Annotated in this window: 16 protein-coding genes and 1 tRNA gene; 9 read left to right on the top strand and 8 right to left on the bottom strand. The window is 39.1% G+C overall.

The features are described from left to right. Positions 1-14: 14 nt before the first annotated feature. Both VB797_RS20795 and VB797_RS20800 read right to left on the bottom strand, forming a co-directional pair. A complete protein-coding gene (locus tag VB797_RS20795; protein WP_323239646.1) occupies positions 15-785 on the bottom strand; it encodes an SDR family oxidoreductase in 771 nt (256 codons plus the stop codon). A gap of 201 nt (positions 786-986) precedes the next feature. Further along, the gene (locus VB797_RS20800; RefSeq protein ID WP_323239670.1) at positions 987-1,799 is read right to left on the bottom strand and encodes a nuclear transport factor 2 family protein; all 813 of its coding nucleotides are present in this window, start codon (positions 1,797-1,799) and stop codon (positions 987-989) included. 165 nt (positions 1,800-1,964) lie between these two features. Here VB797_RS20800 and murG point away from each other — a divergent pair, with 165 nt between their 5' ends. Both murG and VB797_RS20810 read left to right on the top strand, forming a co-directional pair. Then, complete coding sequence (murG, locus tag VB797_RS20805) at positions 1,965-3,038, top strand: undecaprenyldiphospho-muramoylpentapeptide beta-N-acetylglucosaminyltransferase (protein ID WP_323239647.1); 1,074 nt, start codon at positions 1,965-1,967, stop codon at positions 3,036-3,038. Positions 3,039-3,334: 296 nt separating this feature from the next. After that, positions 3,335-3,568: a DUF6737 family protein gene (locus VB797_RS20810; protein WP_323239648.1), complete on the top strand. Its 234-nt coding sequence runs from the start codon at positions 3,335-3,337 to the stop codon at positions 3,566-3,568. A gap of 84 nt (positions 3,569-3,652) precedes the next feature. On the opposite strand, the gene VB797_RS20815 is transcribed toward VB797_RS20810, so the two are convergent. Further along, complete coding sequence (locus tag VB797_RS20815; protein WP_323239671.1) at positions 3,653-4,714, bottom strand: hemolysin family protein; 1,062 nt, start codon at positions 4,712-4,714, stop codon at positions 3,653-3,655. Between the two features lie 159 nt (positions 4,715-4,873). After that, positions 4,874-5,464, bottom strand: a complete 591-nt coding sequence (locus tag VB797_RS20820; RefSeq protein ID WP_323239649.1) for a thioredoxin family protein — start codon at positions 5,462-5,464, stop codon at positions 4,874-4,876. A gap of 300 nt (positions 5,465-5,764) precedes the next feature. On the opposite strand from VB797_RS20820, the gene VB797_RS20825 reads away from it, so the two are divergent. Together VB797_RS20825 and VB797_RS20830 are read left to right on the top strand one after the other, a co-directional pair. Further along, positions 5,765-6,169: an NIL domain-containing protein gene (locus VB797_RS20825; RefSeq protein WP_323239650.1), complete on the top strand. Its 405-nt coding sequence runs from the start codon at positions 5,765-5,767 to the stop codon at positions 6,167-6,169. 494 nt (positions 6,170-6,663) lie between these two features. Next, a complete protein-coding gene (locus tag VB797_RS20830; protein ID WP_323239651.1) occupies positions 6,664-7,695 on the top strand; it encodes a CHAD domain-containing protein in 1,032 nt (343 codons plus the stop codon). A gap of 184 nt (positions 7,696-7,879) precedes the next feature. Here the strand turns inward: VB797_RS20830 and VB797_RS20835 are convergent. Next, positions 7,880-7,952: transfer RNA gene (locus VB797_RS20835), tRNA-His, on the bottom strand. A gap of 122 nt (positions 7,953-8,074) precedes the next feature. On the opposite strand from VB797_RS20835, the gene VB797_RS20840 reads away from it, so the two are divergent. Both VB797_RS20840 and VB797_RS20845 read left to right on the top strand, forming a co-directional pair. Then, on the top strand, positions 8,075-8,455 hold the full coding sequence (locus VB797_RS20840; RefSeq protein WP_323239652.1) for a DUF4359 domain-containing protein: 381 nt from the start codon (positions 8,075-8,077) through the stop codon (positions 8,453-8,455). 106 nt (positions 8,456-8,561) lie between these two features. Then, a complete protein-coding gene (locus tag VB797_RS20845) occupies positions 8,562-9,962 on the top strand; it encodes a serine/threonine-protein kinase (RefSeq protein WP_323239653.1) in 1,401 nt (466 codons plus the stop codon). A gap of 22 nt (positions 9,963-9,984) precedes the next feature. On the opposite strand, the gene VB797_RS20850 is transcribed toward VB797_RS20845, so the two are convergent. Continuing rightward, positions 9,985-10,827: a prephenate/arogenate dehydrogenase gene (locus VB797_RS20850; protein ID WP_323239654.1), complete on the bottom strand. Its 843-nt coding sequence runs from the start codon at positions 10,825-10,827 to the stop codon at positions 9,985-9,987. A gap of 248 nt (positions 10,828-11,075) precedes the next feature. On the opposite strand from VB797_RS20850, the gene VB797_RS20855 reads away from it, so the two are divergent. The 3 genes from VB797_RS20855 to VB797_RS20865 all read left to right on the top strand — a co-directional run bounded on the left by VB797_RS20855 (position 11,076) and on the right by VB797_RS20865 (position 14,658). Beyond that, positions 11,076-12,635 carry a pentapeptide repeat-containing protein gene (locus VB797_RS20855; RefSeq protein WP_323239655.1) on the top strand — a complete coding sequence of 520 codons (1,560 nt, stop codon included), beginning with the start codon at positions 11,076-11,078 and terminating at the stop codon, positions 12,633-12,635. Between the two features lie 417 nt (positions 12,636-13,052). Then, complete coding sequence (locus VB797_RS20860; protein WP_323239656.1) at positions 13,053-13,634, top strand: DUF1517 domain-containing protein; 582 nt, start codon at positions 13,053-13,055, stop codon at positions 13,632-13,634. 88 nt (positions 13,635-13,722) lie between these two features. Next, the gene (locus VB797_RS20865; RefSeq protein ID WP_323239657.1) at positions 13,723-14,658 is read left to right on the top strand and encodes a hypothetical protein; all 936 of its coding nucleotides are present in this window, start codon (positions 13,723-13,725) and stop codon (positions 14,656-14,658) included. Positions 14,659-14,852: 194 nt separating this feature from the next. On the opposite strand, the gene aroF is transcribed toward VB797_RS20865, so the two are convergent. Both aroF and hppD read right to left on the bottom strand, forming a co-directional pair. Then, positions 14,853-15,908 (bottom strand): 3-deoxy-7-phosphoheptulonate synthase, encoded by a 1,056-nt coding sequence (gene aroF / locus VB797_RS20870; RefSeq protein ID WP_323239658.1) that lies wholly within the window; start codon positions 15,906-15,908, stop codon positions 14,853-14,855. 114 nt (positions 15,909-16,022) lie between these two features. Beyond that, a complete protein-coding gene (gene hppD / locus VB797_RS20875; RefSeq protein ID WP_323239659.1) occupies positions 16,023-17,123 on the bottom strand; it encodes a 4-hydroxyphenylpyruvate dioxygenase in 1,101 nt (366 codons plus the stop codon). Positions 17,124-17,459 lie beyond the last annotated feature (336 nt).

Genomic DNA, 17,459 nt, shown 5'->3' on the forward strand with positions numbered 1-17,459 from the left:
AAAATACAAACTAACTAAACCTTTCGATTCACCATCGTCGCGCTCGCTTGATCGACTGGTACTAACAATATTTCGCTGAGATTAACGTGTGCCGGACGGGTAACGCAAAATAACACCACGTCCGCGATATCATCTGGGGTGAGAGGAGTTAATCCTTGATATACCTTTTGTGCTTTCTCATCGTCTCCATGAAATCGCACTTGGCTAAATTCTGTTTCCACTAAACCGGGATCGACTGAACTTACACGAATGGAAGTTCCTAACAAGTCTTGCTTCAAACCTTCAGAAATTGTTTTTACTGCGGCTTTAGTAGCACAGTAGACATTACCACCGGGATAAGTTTGATGTCCCGCAATTGAACCGATATTAACAACATGACCGCGATCGCGATCGACCATTCCCGGAACTACGTAGCGAGTAAGGTAAAGCAAGCCTTTAACATTGGTATCAATCATTTCTTCCCAATCTTGGAAACTACCTTCATGAAGCTTGTTTAAACCGCGACTCAGACCGGCATTATTGATGAGAATATCGATCTTCGACCATTGAGCGGGTAAGTTAGATATAGCAGATTCTACAGCATTGCGATCGCGGACATCGAGTTCTAATAAATGAAAATCTTCGGATGGTAATTGTAAATTTTCTACAACTTGCTGCAAACGTTCTAACCGGCGTGCAGCTAAAATTAACTTTGCACCCGCACTGCTAAAATATTTGACGCAAGATGCACCAATACCGCTACTTGCACCAGTTATTAATACAATTTGATTTTGGATTGAAGCCATAAATAAAAGTTAGGAGTTAGGAGTTGCAAAATAGAAATCGCCGACACCCTCGAAGGGTGCGGCTACACTTACTAAGTCCACCTGCGTGGACTAGGAAAATCATAGCCCACGCAGGTGGGCTTTGTTCTTTTAGCCCTACCCATAAGCAGGTGAGGGCTTGAGGAATTTGAAATTTCTTTTAAGAAAACTCCTAACTCTTAACTATTTTCCTACAACTGGTACGCGCTGAGTAATCATAGTTATGCCATTTCCTCGTACTAATACCGCAGAAATCCATTGATTACCGGGTTTCGCTGGTGCGCGTCCAACTTTAAATATTCCCCCAGCGGTAAGCAATTCCAAATCGACAGATGTAGGATTGAGATATTTTCCTGGTTGAACTGCTTCATCTAAAGCCGCACCCAAAAGGAAATCATCACCTAAAGGTTCGTTGATAATCGCATCAAAATAATAGTTTTCTCCAACTTTTAACTTATCGGGTAAATTAATATCTACCTTGGGAGGATTGACACCAGAAGTAAGCTGAGTTCGTTCTGATAAAATATCTTGACGAACAATTTTGCCATTAACTATGCGCTGACGCGATTTAATCGTAGCATTCATGCCGAGCTTATTATTGTTCGCAGCAGGTAAACCAACTATATTCGTTACTGTATCGGCAATAATAGTATTACCTTGGGTACTCCAAGATTGTAGTTTTGTACTGTATTTCAAGCTAGGATAACGCTTCCACAAAGAAGTTAAGGATTTTTCCATGCTCAAACGGTTTAATCCGTCTCCGTGAACAAAACTAGGGCTGTAAAAATTCATTACACCCTTGACATTGCCACGGTTTGCGGATGCATCAATTTGCGTTAAGAGAGTTTTGACTTGGGGAGGTGCATTTTCTGGTGCATTGGCTTGAGCGGGTTTCCAACCAGTAGATAAACCAAGCGTCAGGAGAAATAAAATTACCCAACGGCTACCAGTAACTCTTGATTTTCTTGCCGGTATTAAGGTATTAAAGTTAGACATTGGTGAGTATATTGTAGGTAATTTAACTACGGTACTTATTCCCTTTTTTAATGTATAACTCATGCTGGGACTTACCTTTACGGGTTAAATTCCGGATGAGCGTACAAAAAACCAGGAAATTGTTTTATTAAATTTTAAGCTAGGCGCTAACAGGGTAAAGGGTTAATGGCTGACGCTCATATACGGTTACTTATAGCAGCCAGCGGAACTGGCGGACATTTATTTCCGGCGATCGCCCTTGCGGAACAATTGCCAGATTATCAAATTGAATGGCTGGGTGTCCCTAACAGGTTAGAAACTCAGCTGGTTCCCAAACAGTATAAATTGAATACCATTGAAGTTGAAGGGTTCCAAAAAGGTTTTGGTATTTCTTCATTACTCACCTTGGGTAAACTGTGTGGTTCAATTCTACAAGTTAGAAAAATTCTATCGCAAGGCAAGTTTGACGGAGTTTTCACAACCGGAGGCTATATTTCTGGTCCTGCGGTAATTGCGGCTCGTTCTTTGGGCTTACCCGTAATTCTTCACGAATCTAACGCAATACCAGGAAAAGTCACTCGCTTTTTTGGTCCTTGGTGTAATGCGGTAGCTGTTGGATTTGAAGCTGCTGCAAAATATTTACCTAAAAACAAAACTATCTATACTAGTACTCCTGTACGTTCGGCATTTCTAGAACCTGAAATTGCAGCATCATTAGATTTACCAATTCCTCAAGATGTACCTTTAATTGTGGTTTTCGGTGGTAGTCAAGGAGCAGTTTCTGTAAATAAATTAGTCCGTGAAAGCGCTCCAGCGTGGTTTAAAGCTGGTGCTTATGTAGTGCATTTGACGGGGGATCAAGACCCAGAAGCGGATAGTCTGAAGCATTCCCAGTATATTTCGCTGCCATTTTACAGCAACATGGCCGCGTTGTTACAGCGAGCAAACTTAGCCATCAGTCGTTCCGGTGCGGGTAGCGTTACCGAATTAGCCGTATGCGGTACCCCAGCGATACTGATTCCCTATCCTTATGCAGCAGAAGACCATCAAACCTACAATGCTCAAGTATATACAGCAGCCGGAGCCGGGATATTATTTCAGCAGAAAGAATTAACCGTCGAGAAACTGCAAAATCAAGTTTTGGAATTATTACAATCTCCCGATACATTGCAGGAAATGAGTGCAAAGGCTAAAACGGTAGCGGTTCCCGAAAGTGCTGAGAAATTAGCGCAATTAGTAAGGGAAGTTGTGGAAAGGTAGGGGATAGATTGTAAATTTGATTGAGATTTATTTGTGGGTAGGCTTCGGGGCTTGCCCTATATTTTTATTTATACTTGCCATAAAATATGTAGCTGTTAGTGGAGCGTAACGCACCATCCTAATACCAATTCAATGCTGCGTTAAATCACTAAATCACCCGCAGCCTAGAAGGCTGGGGCTACAAATACAAAGCCTACCTTCGTAGGCTAAATTCGGCGTATCTTTATACAGAAACGGTATAACTCATATGACATTTGGTGGAAATTTTGGTAAATATTCGCTTAAAATTAATTAATATGACTCCACAAAAACCGATAAATGTATGGCAATATAAACCTTGGTGGTGTCAACCTTGGTCTATCTTACTTACAGGAACAACGCTAATTACTGGAAGCTGGTTATTATTTCACACAGTTTGGTTAACTGTTTTAATATCTATCCCTCTATTAACTTGGATGGGTTTTTTCCTATTGGTATATCCCAAAGCTTTTAGGGAAAGTCTAATGGATGAAATCGGGAATGGGGAATAGAGGGAGAGAAGGAGAAGATGGGGAGATGGGGAGAAATACTAGCTCCTAACTCCTCACCTTTAACCTTTGACCTTTGACCTTAATTTATCGTTTATTTTCTAGTGAACGATAAGCGAAACGCATCGACTGCAACATTCTTTCTCGCTTTTTACGAGCGATCGCCTGCAAATCGATGGTTTTATCAGTTTCATCAACTATCTCACCAGTTATTACTTCTAATACGTCTTCTAAGGTAATTACACCGGAAACGTTTCCGTATTCATCTACTACTACTGCTAGATGTTCCCGTGCTTCTAAAAAGTTTCTCATCAATCGATCTGCGCGAATTGTTTCCGGTACAAATCCGACTTTTCGCGTTAATGTGCCAATTTTCTGAGTTTTTCTGCCTTCTACCATTGCTGTCAACAAGTTCTGTTTTAACGCAACACCAATTACTTCATCAATAGTCTCGTTAATTACAATTATTCTTGTATGCTGTGAAGCGATAATATCTGTTTTGGCTTCCTCAAGAGTTAAGTTACCGCGCAAATATGTGAGGATTGTTCGGGGTGTCATTAAATCTGCTGCTGTCAGTTCATTTAACTGAAACACTCGCTGAATCATCTGCGCTTCATCGCGTTCTATTATGCCTTCCTGGTGAGCAATATCTGCCAACAACATGATTTCTGCTTTATTAGTTGTCGGTTGCTTTTTACCTTTAGTAAAAGGTGCTGTTACATTTTCTAATACCCACACTAAAGGGGTAAATATTAGAGTTAACGCAGCAATCGGAAGAGCTATAAATAATGCAATTGGCTCTGCATAGCGTTCGCCAATGGTTTTCGGAACAATTTCTGCAAAAATGATAATTAGGAATGTTAATATTCCTGAAAATACACCTAACCAAACGTCTCCTAGTACTGTTCTGGCAATGTTACCTGTAAGAATACTACCAACAATATTGAAAACATTATTCAGAACTACAATAGTCGCGATCGGTCGATTCATGTTTTCACGAATCGCCAATAGTGCTATTGCAGATGGGTTTTTGGACTGCGCTAACTGTCTAACTTTCAGCGTTGAAACTGAAAATAGAGACGCTTCAATTCCAGAACAGACGGCTGAACCTGAAATAACTAAAATAACAACGAGAATAAGCTGTAACATCATATTTCCCAGCTATGGGAAGAGTAGTTGAGGTTAATTGTGTTTTAAAAGAAGTACTACAAGCGATGTTGTAGCTAATACAACCTCACCTATCTTAAACCCACGTAAGCAAGATATGCTTGTAAGAATATGTGCCAGTCTGTAAGCCAAAGATTGCATTTAATTCGCTACCTGACTGCCGTGACTGCGTGGGTCTTCATTGCTACCAGTTGTGGCTTCGGTTGTAGAAAATTGTGAAACTCTACCATTAGCTTGAGCATAAGGTAAAGGAGAACCCGCAATCAAGGCTTCTAGGTTACTTCCCATTATTGTAAGGGGTTGGTCGCCTATGGTTTCTGCTTTGGCTTGAGCATTTTTATCTAAAAACACAAAATGCGGAATCCCATCTACTCGATATTGCAGCATTTCTGGTAGCCACTTACTGTTATCTACATTCAGCATCACAAAATTCACATTACCGGCATATTCCTCTTCCAGTGTGGCGATTTCGGGTGCCATCTTCTGGCAGACAGTACACCAATTAGCGTAAAATTCTATTAAAGATGGTTTTCCATTATTCAAAGCCACTGACAACGGTGTTGAATTTCGGTCTAACTCAGTTAAGGAAACTGAATTATTTTCGCTTCGCAGTCCTAAAAACAAAGCTACTGACAAAACAACAGCTACCGTGACAATCAGAAAATTTCGGAGTCGCACTCCAAAACTTGATTCTGGCTTTTCTGGGGAATCTAAGGACGAATCCTTACTCATAACAAAGGTTTATAAAAACTTAACAAATCATTTCATTTTAAGTTTAACCCTCTACTTCCATTTATTAGACCTGTTTCAAAAATAAAAACGCTCAAAGATGGGGGGTGGGGGGATAGGGAGCGAGTAGAGAGTAATGATTAGGGAACGGACGTTTGAGCAGTCTCACAATAATAAATAGTCTGATGATGAGAAATAACAAACTCACTACTTACGACTTGCTACTTGCTATTCATTCTTCACTCCCCCAATCCAAAATCCATTAGCGCAGCGTGTCCGCAAGGACATAATCTAAAATCCAAAATGAAAAAACGAGTCACCATTACCTTTCCCAAGCGTACTGTCCAAATGCCTGTTACCTACCGACTGGCTAAAGATTTTAATGTTGCTGCAAATATTATCCGCGCTGCTGTTGCTCCCAACCAAATCGGTAAACTAGTGGTGGAATTATCTGGAGATATTGACCAATTAGATGCAGCTATCGAATGGATGCGGGAGCAAAGTATTAGTGTTTCCCTCAGTTTAGGAGAAATTGTCATTGATGAACAAGCCTGCGTCCATTGTGGGTTGTGTACTGGGGTTTGTCCGACACAAGCACTTACTCTCGATCCTCAAAGCTTTAAGCTCAACTTTACTCGTTCTCGCTGTATTGTTTGCGAGCAGTGTATTCCGACTTGTCCGGTGAATGCAATTTCGACAAATTTATAATTTAATTATTTCATTTCATAACTAGCATTGTTGGCGGAAGTCATCTTTTTAGTCTATTCCCTATTCTCTATTCCATAGACTATAGAACTTACGCATTGACAGAAAATACAAAATATGAATTATGAAAAAACTACATTTATCGTAGGGGTTTAGCAGTGCTAAACCCCTACATATGACTATATACTCATAAACTATCAAAACTTGAAATGACCTCTAATCGTGAATGCACACCATAATTAATTTGTACAGTGCGTAAGTCCTAGACTAATAAATTTAGAGATATATTTTCAAATATTAATAATATTTAAAAGTTAATTATAAATATTCCTTCAAAATATTTATTAATTAGATATACGCCAAAATACTTTTTCTGATAATCTATTCCTTAAGATTGATTTTTAATTAAAAAATATCAAACTTAATAGACTTTAACCAGATGTTAATATTTAATAATCTGTATGAAGTACAACATTATTTCTATTATTTGAGGTGCTATGACATTAGCTACAAAACCAACAGTTAAAACTCTCGCTGAATACACTTACAGCGCCATTGAAAAGCATTTTCACAAAACTTGGAAGTGGGAGAAAGCCGTTAAAAACGATAAAGATGCCGAGGCTTTGCATCAAATGCGGGTTGGTATGCGTCGTTTGCGTACTACTGTCACCAGATTTAATTCTATCGTCGATTTCCCCGAATCAGCGAACGATAAAAACATCGGAAAAATTGCCCGTTGTCTTGGTTCGTTAAGAGATTTGGATGTGTTAAAAGAAACTTTTAAAACTACATATCAACCACAATTACCCAAAAAAGAAAGAGCAATTTTAGATGATGTAATTGACGCTTTAGAAGAACAACGTTTAGAAGCGGCGATGAATGTCAAATCATTATTCAAAAGCGAACGTTACAAATCTTTAAAAAACGGATTAAAAGAATGGTTGGAGAAACCAAGTTATCATCCATTAGCAAATTTAACAATCCAGCAAGTTTTACCAGATTTACTTTTACCGGAAATTAGTTACTTTTTTATGCATCCGGGTTGGTTAATTGGAACTCAAGTAGAAGAAAATAAAGTTGTTGTTTCTAAAGACTTTGATGAGAAAAAAATAGATAAACAGATATTAATAAAAGGAGAAGACTTACACGATTTACGCAAGCAAGCGAAAAGACTACGTTATCTGATGGAATTGTTTACCGATTTGTATGGTGAAGGATATGCAAACTGTCTTGAACAAGTCAAAAATATTCAAGAAGTTTTGGGTTCTATGCAAGATAGCGTTGTTTTAGATGAATGGTTGCAAGATGTGCTGGGATCAAAAATTAGTAAAGAGCTTCCGACTTTAGCAACTTTACTTACGAAAAATCGTTATGATTTGTGGCAACAATGGCAATCTTTACAGCAACGATATCTGAAACTTGAGACAAGACTTGAATTTCACTTAATAATTCTGCATCCTGATGTGAAGGGATGGGGAGATAATAAGGCAAAGAAACAAGCACAAGAGAAAAATTTCATTGAAGACTAGGTTCGGGTTTTACGAAGACTACTAATTTGTGTATAGAACCCGGAAATCGGCTCACACTACTGGGGTCGATTTTCGTTCCGGTTTAGCTTTGATGTCGTCAAATATCCAAATATAGCTAAAGCAAAACACGCTCCTATTAATGGAACGTGTAATTTTGTCTATTGTTGATATAATTTGCTCAAAGGGCGACCGATGGGACTTGAACCCACGAATGGAGATACCACAAACCTCTGCCTTAACCACTTGGCTACGATCGCCATATTTTCTTTCTTTAACTAGTATAACAAATTTAGAATGAATTTATCAAGCATTTTTTCGGAACGGACTCAGATAATCTACAGTCTAAGAATCAAATAGTTAATTATTATATCAGGAGATAATGAAAATTGTAAGTATTGTTGCATATGCCGGAACTGCTGCGCTGATTGCACTAGGTATAGCAATGGCAAGTACAAACCCATCACGAACCGAGTACGAAGAGTACGCTGCTCAAAGGTTAAACGAGTATATAAAAGAACAAGGCTGTAGTAAAACTCCAAAGCTATTAGATAATTTAATCAAATTCGACTGTAAAAAACTGATCGATTCATTCAATCCACAGATTAAGCAGGTAATTAATGCATCGACCCAACAACATGATTATTTACTGTTCAGCGTTTACGAGACTGATTTGCAAATAAACTCTCTTATACCTTCATATAAATTCGAGACTGTAGCGGCTTTTGATAATTTCTTTACTTATAAAGCGGAAAAACAATAGTTAAGGATGGGGGTTTGGGGATTGGGAATGGGGAATGGGGAATTGGGAATTGGGAATTGGGAATACTTATATTTAAGAATTCCTTTTAAAAAGTGCCGATATAAGAATGAGTTACTGTACGAATACTAACTGCTTGTCTCCGCAAAACAATGATACGGCTAATTTTTGTATGAATTGCGGTAAACAGCTTCTACTCAAAGACCGCTATCGTCCCCTTGATCTCATCGGACATGGTGGCTTTGGTAGAACTTTTTTAGCTGCGGATGAGTACCTCCCTTCCAAAGCTAAATGCGTTATTAAACAACTTTATTTTTCTCAAGCAGAACCAAATCATTTCAATCCGAAGGTCGCAGAGTTATTTTGTCAAGAAGCCATTCGTTTGGACGATTTGGGAGAACACCCACAGATACCGCAACTTCTGGCACATTTTGAACAAGACGAGCAACTTTATTTGGTGCAAGAATGGGTTGCGGGAAATTCGTTGATGCAAGAAATTCAACAACAAGGAGTTTTCCGAGAATCTCAAATTAAACAATTGCTGCAAGAACTATTACCAGTACTGCAATTTATCCATTCACGAAACATAATTCATCGGGATATCAAACCAGCGAATATTATGCGGAGATATTCTGAGAAAACACACACTAAAGCATCAAATTCCAATTCCAATCTGGTTTTAATTGATTTCGGGATTGCCAAACATCTTAGTAACACTAAATTGCAGGAGACAGGTACAAAAATTGGAACTCCAGAATATATGCCTCCCGAACAACTGCGAGGTAAAGTATTTCCAGCTAGCGATATTTACAGTTTGGGAGTGACCTGTATTTATTTATTGACTGGTATTTCCCCCTTTGACTTGTTTGATATTTCTTGCGATCGCTGGGTATGGCGAGATTATTTACTACCAGAAAATCAAGTCGGTACGCATTTGGGGAAGATTTTGGATCGAATGCTGCAAAATTCCCTTCCACAGCGCTACAAACAAGCAAATGATGTTTTGCAAGCACTATCGCATCAGCCTGTATCGCTACAAAACTTCGACATTTCAGCCTCTGATAGTGAAAATGAAAAGCCGGAAATTGACTATACTCAGCTACGGGATTTACTTAAAAAAGGAAAATGGCAAGAAGCAGATACAGAAACTTGGAAAATTATGTGTCTTTCTCTGTCAAAGCCAATCGGTAGTTATTTGTTTAAAGGTGATATTGAAAAATTACCCGATGATGATTTACAAATAATTGATCAATTGTGGACAAGATATAGTAGAGGACGCTTTGGCTTCAGCGTACAAAAAGAAATATATGACGGTGTAGAGAGGGATTACGTTAAATTTTGCGCTGTTGTTGGCTGGTCAATGTATAACTCTCATTCAGCCGGTTCCGATTATTATTTTAATTTAAAAGCACCTATGGGACATTTACCGACACGAATTTGGATGGGTGGTTCTCAATGGTGGCGACACGCGAATACATTTGCTGCTAAATTGGAGCAGCTTGTTAATTGATATTTTAACGCATTTAATTTTCCTATTCCTTAACAAACTTACCCCGCGCTTGCTGAGTCGAATGCAAGATTTGCTCTAAACTTATCCAATCTTCCCGTTCAATCAAATTAACTAATTCATCAAGATTCGAGCGATATTTTTGCAGCGACATTAGCAAAGCTTCTCGATTGTATTTTGCCATCATTACGCCCAATTCCGGATTCCCCCCACCGACACGAGATGTATCGCGAAAGCCGGAACTAGCAAATTTTTGAGCTAGCTGATGGACTTGAGCATCCAGTTCTTTTTCGCAAGTTCCAATTAAGCAAGCACTTACCATAACTGGTAAATGAGAAATCAAGCTAACTGCTTTATCGTGTTCTTCTGGGGAACAATAGTGAATATTCACCCCAAGTTGACCGATCAGATTTTCGACAACTGCGATCGCGCTGGCAGTCGTTGTACTCACAGGTGTAAGTACGTAGGGTTTATCGGTAAATAAATTTGTACGTGCAGCTTCTATACCTGAATCATTACTACCTGCCATTGGATGTCCTCCGACAAAATTTTTCCATACAGGCGAAATTGCGTTCACAATCGGGGTTTTCACTGAACCAACATCAGTTATTACACAAGAACTTGGCAAATAAGCAATCAATTGCTCAAGTGTGGGAATAATAAATCCTAGAGGTGTACAAATAAATACTACTTCTGCTGTCGATAGCAAGCTCATATTAGTTGACGCTTGGGAAACAACGTTCATAGAAATTGCCCTTTGAATAGTTGACTCGCGACGACTAATTCCTAAAACGTGATGTCCTTGCTTTTTGAAGTCTAAACCCAAAGAACCACCGATTAATCCCAGACCAATAATGCCGATTATCATACTTAATTTTAGATTTTAAATTTTAGATTTTGGATTAGGAGTTAGTACCACCGGAGTCATTAATCAGTGTCATCAGTGTCATCCATTTAATCAGTGTTCGGAGTTAGGAGTTTAATTCCCAATGCCCAATTACCAATTACCAATTACCAATTACCAATTACCAATTACCAATTCCCATTCCCAATTCTAGATATTACTTAATTTCAGCATAAATTACCAAATATTAAATAAAATCAGAGGTAGCATCGATGACTGTAGATGAATTATTAGAAAAATACCAGAAGGGATGTACGGATTTTAGAAATATTCAACTTCCTGAAGCTAATTTATGTGGAGTAAAACTTAGTGGTGTGGATTTTAGCCATGCTAATTTAAGCGTTGTAAATCTTAGCGGAGCTTATCTGACTAAGGCTAATTTGAGCTGCGCGAAACTTAATGTCGCAAGGCTTAGTGGCGCTCATCTTGAAGGTGCTAATCTGACTGAAGCGAGTTTGAATGTGGCTAATTTGATTCGAGCTAATTTGAGTCATGCTCAATTGGTGAGAGCTTCTTTAATCCAAAGTGAATTAATTCGCGCTGATTTCAGTCGTGCTAATTTACTAGAAGCAAATTTGAGCAATGCCGATTTACGCGAAGCTACTTTACGTCATGCTGTTTTACGCAATGCTAATTTGAATCAAGCTTGTCTTAGAGGTGCATCTTTGGTAGCAGCTAATCTGGAACGAGCTACTTTGAATACTGCCGATTTGGTTCGTGCCGATCTAAGCGGTGCTAATTTACGTGAAGCCGAACTTCGTCAGGTGAATATGTTTCGCGCTAACCTTAGCGGTGCTAATCTCAGCGATGCGAATCTTCGGTGGGCGGATTTGAGGGGTGCTAATCTTTCTTGGGCTGATTTGAGTGGTGCAAAATTAAGCGGTGCAAATTTGGCTGGAGCCGATTTGAGTAATGCTAATTTGACTAATACCAGTTTCGTACACGCCGATCTAACTGAAGCAAAATTAATTCAAGCTGAATGGGTAGGTGCCGATCTAACTGGAGCAACTCTAACCGGAGCAAAACTTTATGCAACTTCTCGATTTGGTTTGAAAACTGAAGCCATGATTTGTGAATGGGTAGACTTGAGTCAACTTGGCGATCGCTCTATTATTCATCACTTAAATGCAGAAGATTCGGGAGAATTTTTCAACGAAACTCCACCTACTGTTCGGATTATTATCGATAGACCTTTAGACCCAGAAGCAAATTTTGCTTTAGCGGGTGCGTATTTTCAAATTACTAAAAAATATCTGGGCTTAAAACAACCCCCCAGTATGGAAATTGGTCGTCGTCGTACCGTTTTCACTTTCCGTGCAGATAGTGACGAAAGTTTATTTCCGATTGCTTACATGGCAGTTCTACCTTTTAAAGATGCTGCTGCGACTCAAAAAAATATCTATCTGGCGATAGAAATGATTGCTAGTCAAGATAAGAATGGGCAGTTAATTACTATTCAACAGATGCAGCAATTAAATAATTTATTAGAACAAGCAAAAGCAAATGCAAATTCTATTAAAGATGCGACAAAAATTTTAGAAATTGCCGCAAGATTAAACTTTTTTCAAGCTCCTACTCAAACTATTTTAACTAATACTAGTGCCAAGAACTTAACTATTCATGATAGTCCGCATTTTGGTAAAAGATTAATTGACCATCCTCAAATTGAAGCCGATTTATACGAAGATGAACTGAGCGAACTTTCTAAATCTAGACAACCATCAATAAACGCGATCGCAGATTTCTTTAAAGGTTTTCACTATCTTAGTTAATTTGTAAGTTGGTAATTGGTAATTGGTAATTGGTAATTGGTAGTTGGTAGTTGGTAGTTGGTAGTTGGTAGTTGCTACTTGGGCAATGACCTAAAGGCATAGATATGTCAAAAAAATTAACTTAAATCTTTTATACTTTATAGTAATGTTTTGTTCTTATAATTGTTTAATTTGTAATTAAGAACACCTATAACTAAGGTTCCAATACTGTTTCTGAGAGTTAATAAGCCCCATATTATGAAAAATTTGTTTTTTTCAAAACCTTAAATAATTTATAACTAAACTAGATTTATTAAAAAAATCTAACAAAATCTAAAAAAAGGAATACCCAATGCCTAAATAATACATACTGCGCTATGTTTAGTCCAAACCACAATTTTATTCATTCAAGAAAAGGCGCATGAAGGAGCAAAAAGTATGTTTAACAAAATGATGGGTCGTACCAGATATGTAGTTTGTCGTATCATGTTACACCTAAGCGGTTCGGAAGTTGCACCTATTTTGGGAGTATTAAATCGTAGCGCTAGAGAAGCAATTGATGCTGAAGGTGATATAGAGGTGATGGGGGAACAGTTAGTTGCAATCTGCGAAACTCTATTGCAATACGATGAATATTGGATGTCCGCAGCCAATGAAGGTGATGTATTTTGGGAAGAAGGAGAAGCGGGAGACTACGTTCAAGAATTATTTACCGACTCCGCACAACGTTACTTGAGCGAACCACCGGAAAACTATTCTGATGCCGATGCATCTTTTTCCGTTCCCGTAACGCGCAATGTAGTTGTGATGATTACAGTGGCTTATGAAGGAGAAGTTGCGGAATTAGAAGATGATTTGTCAAATATTGCCGCGCTTCAAGAAGCTTTGAAAGCTTTAATTAATTTACATTACAAACATAAAATACGAGCGGTTCAGGTACATTTCTCGCCAGCACAATTAGGTGATGAACTGACTAACGACCAATTATTACAGCATTATCCAGACTTAATTCCTTTGTAATTTTTTTAACTGGATTATATAAAAAGACGGTTCTCCGTACTCAAGTCAATAAAGAAGTTGTTAAGCTCAAAGGTAGAATAAAAGTTATATGGACATGACAATTTTGCGTAAGTTAACAGCTGTTTTTTTAGCATTTAGTTTGTGCTTTACAACAGTTGCTTGTGGTGGTGTTAGTCAAAATAACCAAAGCATCCCCCAAGCCAAAAATGTAAATCAAACTCCGATTAACACTAAAATTAGTGATGGCGAATATCCCGTACAGCAAGCTAGTTACAACGATGCTGATGGAGAATATACGCTATTTTTACTAAATAGTCCTAAGCCCACTTTTAAAACTGATAAGCTGCAAATGGCGCGGCTTACAGATGAACAAATTAAGGAAGGTAAAGCTAGCTACTTAAAAGTAGAAAACGGACAGCCTGCACTTTATTTAACACCAGATTTTAAGATCGAATACACTCAAAACGTTACCGAAACAAAAACCGATCCCCAAACCGGACAAGAGCGAACAGTTGTAGTTCAGCGAAATAACGGTTTTTGGTCGCCCTTTGCAGGTGCGCTTGCTGGTCAAGCGATCGGTAGTTTATTATTTAGACCCCAATATTACGTACCACCTGCATATCAGCCGGGAAGGTCTGTGTACACTGGTTTTGGTGGGTATGGTAACAGCTATGATGTTGCAGTTGATAGATATCGTCAACGGTATAATGAACCACCAGCAGCAGTCAGAAACCGTACCACTTTCCGCACTACAGGAAACATTAGAAGAACAAGTCCTAGCACTTCAACCCTGAGACGTACAACCCCTGGGACTTCAACTTTGAGGCGTACAACCCCTAGTACAAATACTGGCAACAGTCGTGCTACTGGTTCCGGTTTTGGCAGCAGCACTTTAAAACAATCCGGTAAATCTGGGTCTGTAAGAAAGAATCCATCCAACAGTAGTTTCGGTAGCGGAACTCGTTCTCGTTCTTCGAGAAGCCGCAGTGGTAGCGGTTTTGGTAGCGGACGCAGAAGACGGTAAGGGGATTTTGGATTTTAGATTACCCTGCGGGAAGACGCTTTCGCGTCAATGGATTTTGGATTGGGGGTGAGGAGTTAGTACCACCGGAGTTAAGAACACCGGAGTTATTAATCAGTGTCATCCATTTAATCAGTGTTCGGAGTGAGGAGTTAATAAGAATTATCTTCCCCCCATCTCCCCATCCCCTCTCCCCATCAAGCTACAGCTACAGCTTGTTCCCAACGTCCGACGGCTTTACCAATGACTGCTAATTCCTGCATTAAACGGTCAAAACGCTGTGGTGTGAGGGATTGGGGTCCATCTGATAACGCTTTCGCGGGGTTGGGATGAACTTCTATCATTAAGGAATCACACCCTGCTGCGATCGCAGCCATTGACATTGAAGGAACAAATTCTGATAAACCCGTACCGTGGGAAGGATCGATCGCGATCGGTAAATGGGTTAGCTGTCGCAACACGGGTATTACTGATAAGTCCAAGGTATTGCGAGTGTACTGACGGTCAAAGGAACGAATGCCGCGTTCGCACAAAATTACGTTAGAATTTCCCGAAGCAAGTACGTATTCAGCAGCCATTAACCATTCTTCAATAGTCGCCGAAATTCCACGCTTGAGAAAAACGGGTTTCGGTTGCGCTCCTACTTTTTTGAGCAATGAGAAATTCTGCATATTTCTCGCACCAACTTGAACAATATCCGCAACTTCCACAATTTTGTCCAAGTCAGCAGCATCCATGACTTCGGTAATAATTCCCAACCCGCTAACTTCTCTTGCTTTTGCTAATAATTCTAAAGCGCTTTCACCATGTCCTTGAAAAGCATAAGGTGAAGTCCGGGGTTTGTAAGCACCACCACGCAGAAACTTCGCTCCAGCAGCTTTGACGCGCTGCGCGGTTTCTACAATCATTTCCTCATTTTCTACCGAACAAGGACCCGCGATTACTACTAAAGGATAATTTTCGCCAAATGTCACTTCACCATCGGGAGTGTTAACTATAATTCCTGAAGCTTCACCGTGCCGAAACTGACGACTAGCACGTTTGTAAGGCTTTTCTACCCGCAATACTTGCTCAATCCAAGGACTCACTTCTTGAATTTGCAATGGATCTAAACTTGCTGTTTCTCCGACTAAACCAATTACTACTTTGTGTTGACCAACTATTTTTTCTGGAGTCAGTCCCCAGCTAATCATTTCTTCATTAATGCGTTTGATTTCCGCTTCTGGAGAACCGACTTTCATTACTACAATCATTTTTAATTTCCCGAACTTATGTTAAATTGCTTCCTACTGTACTCGTAGATGTAGATATAAATTTGTCTACGAGTGTATATAGTTATCTATTTAAATGCTAGCTTAGGATAAACTCTATTGTTTATTCACTTTTTCTTCTCCTATTTCTAAACTTCCACGTTTAATTTGTTCAAGTTCCATTGCTTCAAATAAAGCACGAAAGTTACCTTCTCCGAAACCTTGAGCGGACTTTCTACGCTCGATAAATTCAAAGAAAAAGGTTGGTTGAGAAAAAATTGGCTGGGTAAAAATTTGTAAAAGTAATGCATTGGGAAAATCTTCCTTCCAATCTACCAAAATTTCTTGTTCGGCGATCGCAATTAGTTCATTTGATTTAACAGGTAAATTTGCTCGCTGCTGTAACTGAGAATAGTAGCTTTTAAAAATGGGCAGAAAAGACAAACCACGAGCGCGGAATTGAGCGATGCGATCAATAATATCGTTGGTTTGTAAAGCAATATGTTGAATTCCTGCTCCTCGGTTAATGTTGAGAAATTCCTGAATTTGGGAATTAGGAGTTGCAGGTTCGTTAATTGCTAATTGCACCTCCCCATCAGGAGAAACCATTACTTGACTGTGCAATGCAGAATGTTCGGTTTGAATATTAAACTTCTGTCGCTGTCGAAAACCGAGAATATTTTCATACCAACTAACAGCAGCCTGTAAATCACCCACCGCTACATTTAAAACTAGGTGATCTATTGCTTGAATGGAAGATGTAGAGGAATATTTTTGTGTATTTCTTGATTGTTTTTCCAATAAAGTATGGGTGAGTCCTCCCCAAGCAATAATTTGAGCTTGGTTACTGTAAGTTTCATCAATTTGTTTATCTTTTTGAAACTTTACAAGGGGCTGTTGCACAAATTTTACACCGTAAGCTGTTACCAGCGTTATTATCGCTGACAAATTTTCCACTTCAAAAGCAACATCTACTACTCCGGGTGGATGTTGACGGAGATATTCAGTAACCGGGCTAGTGGATGATAATGCTGAGGACAGCATAAAGCAAACTGAGCCGCTTTTAACTACTTCCGTGCGGGTATGAGTGATGTCTCCTCTACCTGGTGGGAAGCTGGGGGTATCAGCATCATCTAATTCAAAATCAAGATGATGTACAAACCAATCACGCCAAATTATGGCATCTTCAACATAGAAGTGAACGTAAGCAATTCTCATTTTGATTTAAGCAAGAGGCAATAACAGCTGATCTATCTGTAAATTCTGCCTTTTTTGCCAGATTTTCAAGTCACTCCTAAGCAGTAGATAGTTGTTTTTCAGTTAAATTTTCTTAGAAAATGGGACAAGGGGATGGGGGGATGGGGGGATGGGGGGAAGATAATTCTTATTAACTCCGGTGGTACTAACTCCTAACCCCCAATCCAAAATCTAAAACTTGTGCTGATGCTTCGGCTTACCTCGACTTCGCTCGGTACAAGTCGCTCAGCACTAAACTTGCCGAAGTATCTAAAATCCTAACTCCTAACTCCTAACTCCTAACTCCTAACTCCTAAC

Source organism: Rivularia sp. UHCC 0363, assembly GCF_034931125.1.
Lineage (GTDB): Bacteria > Cyanobacteriota > Cyanobacteriia > Cyanobacteriales > Nostocaceae > Rivularia.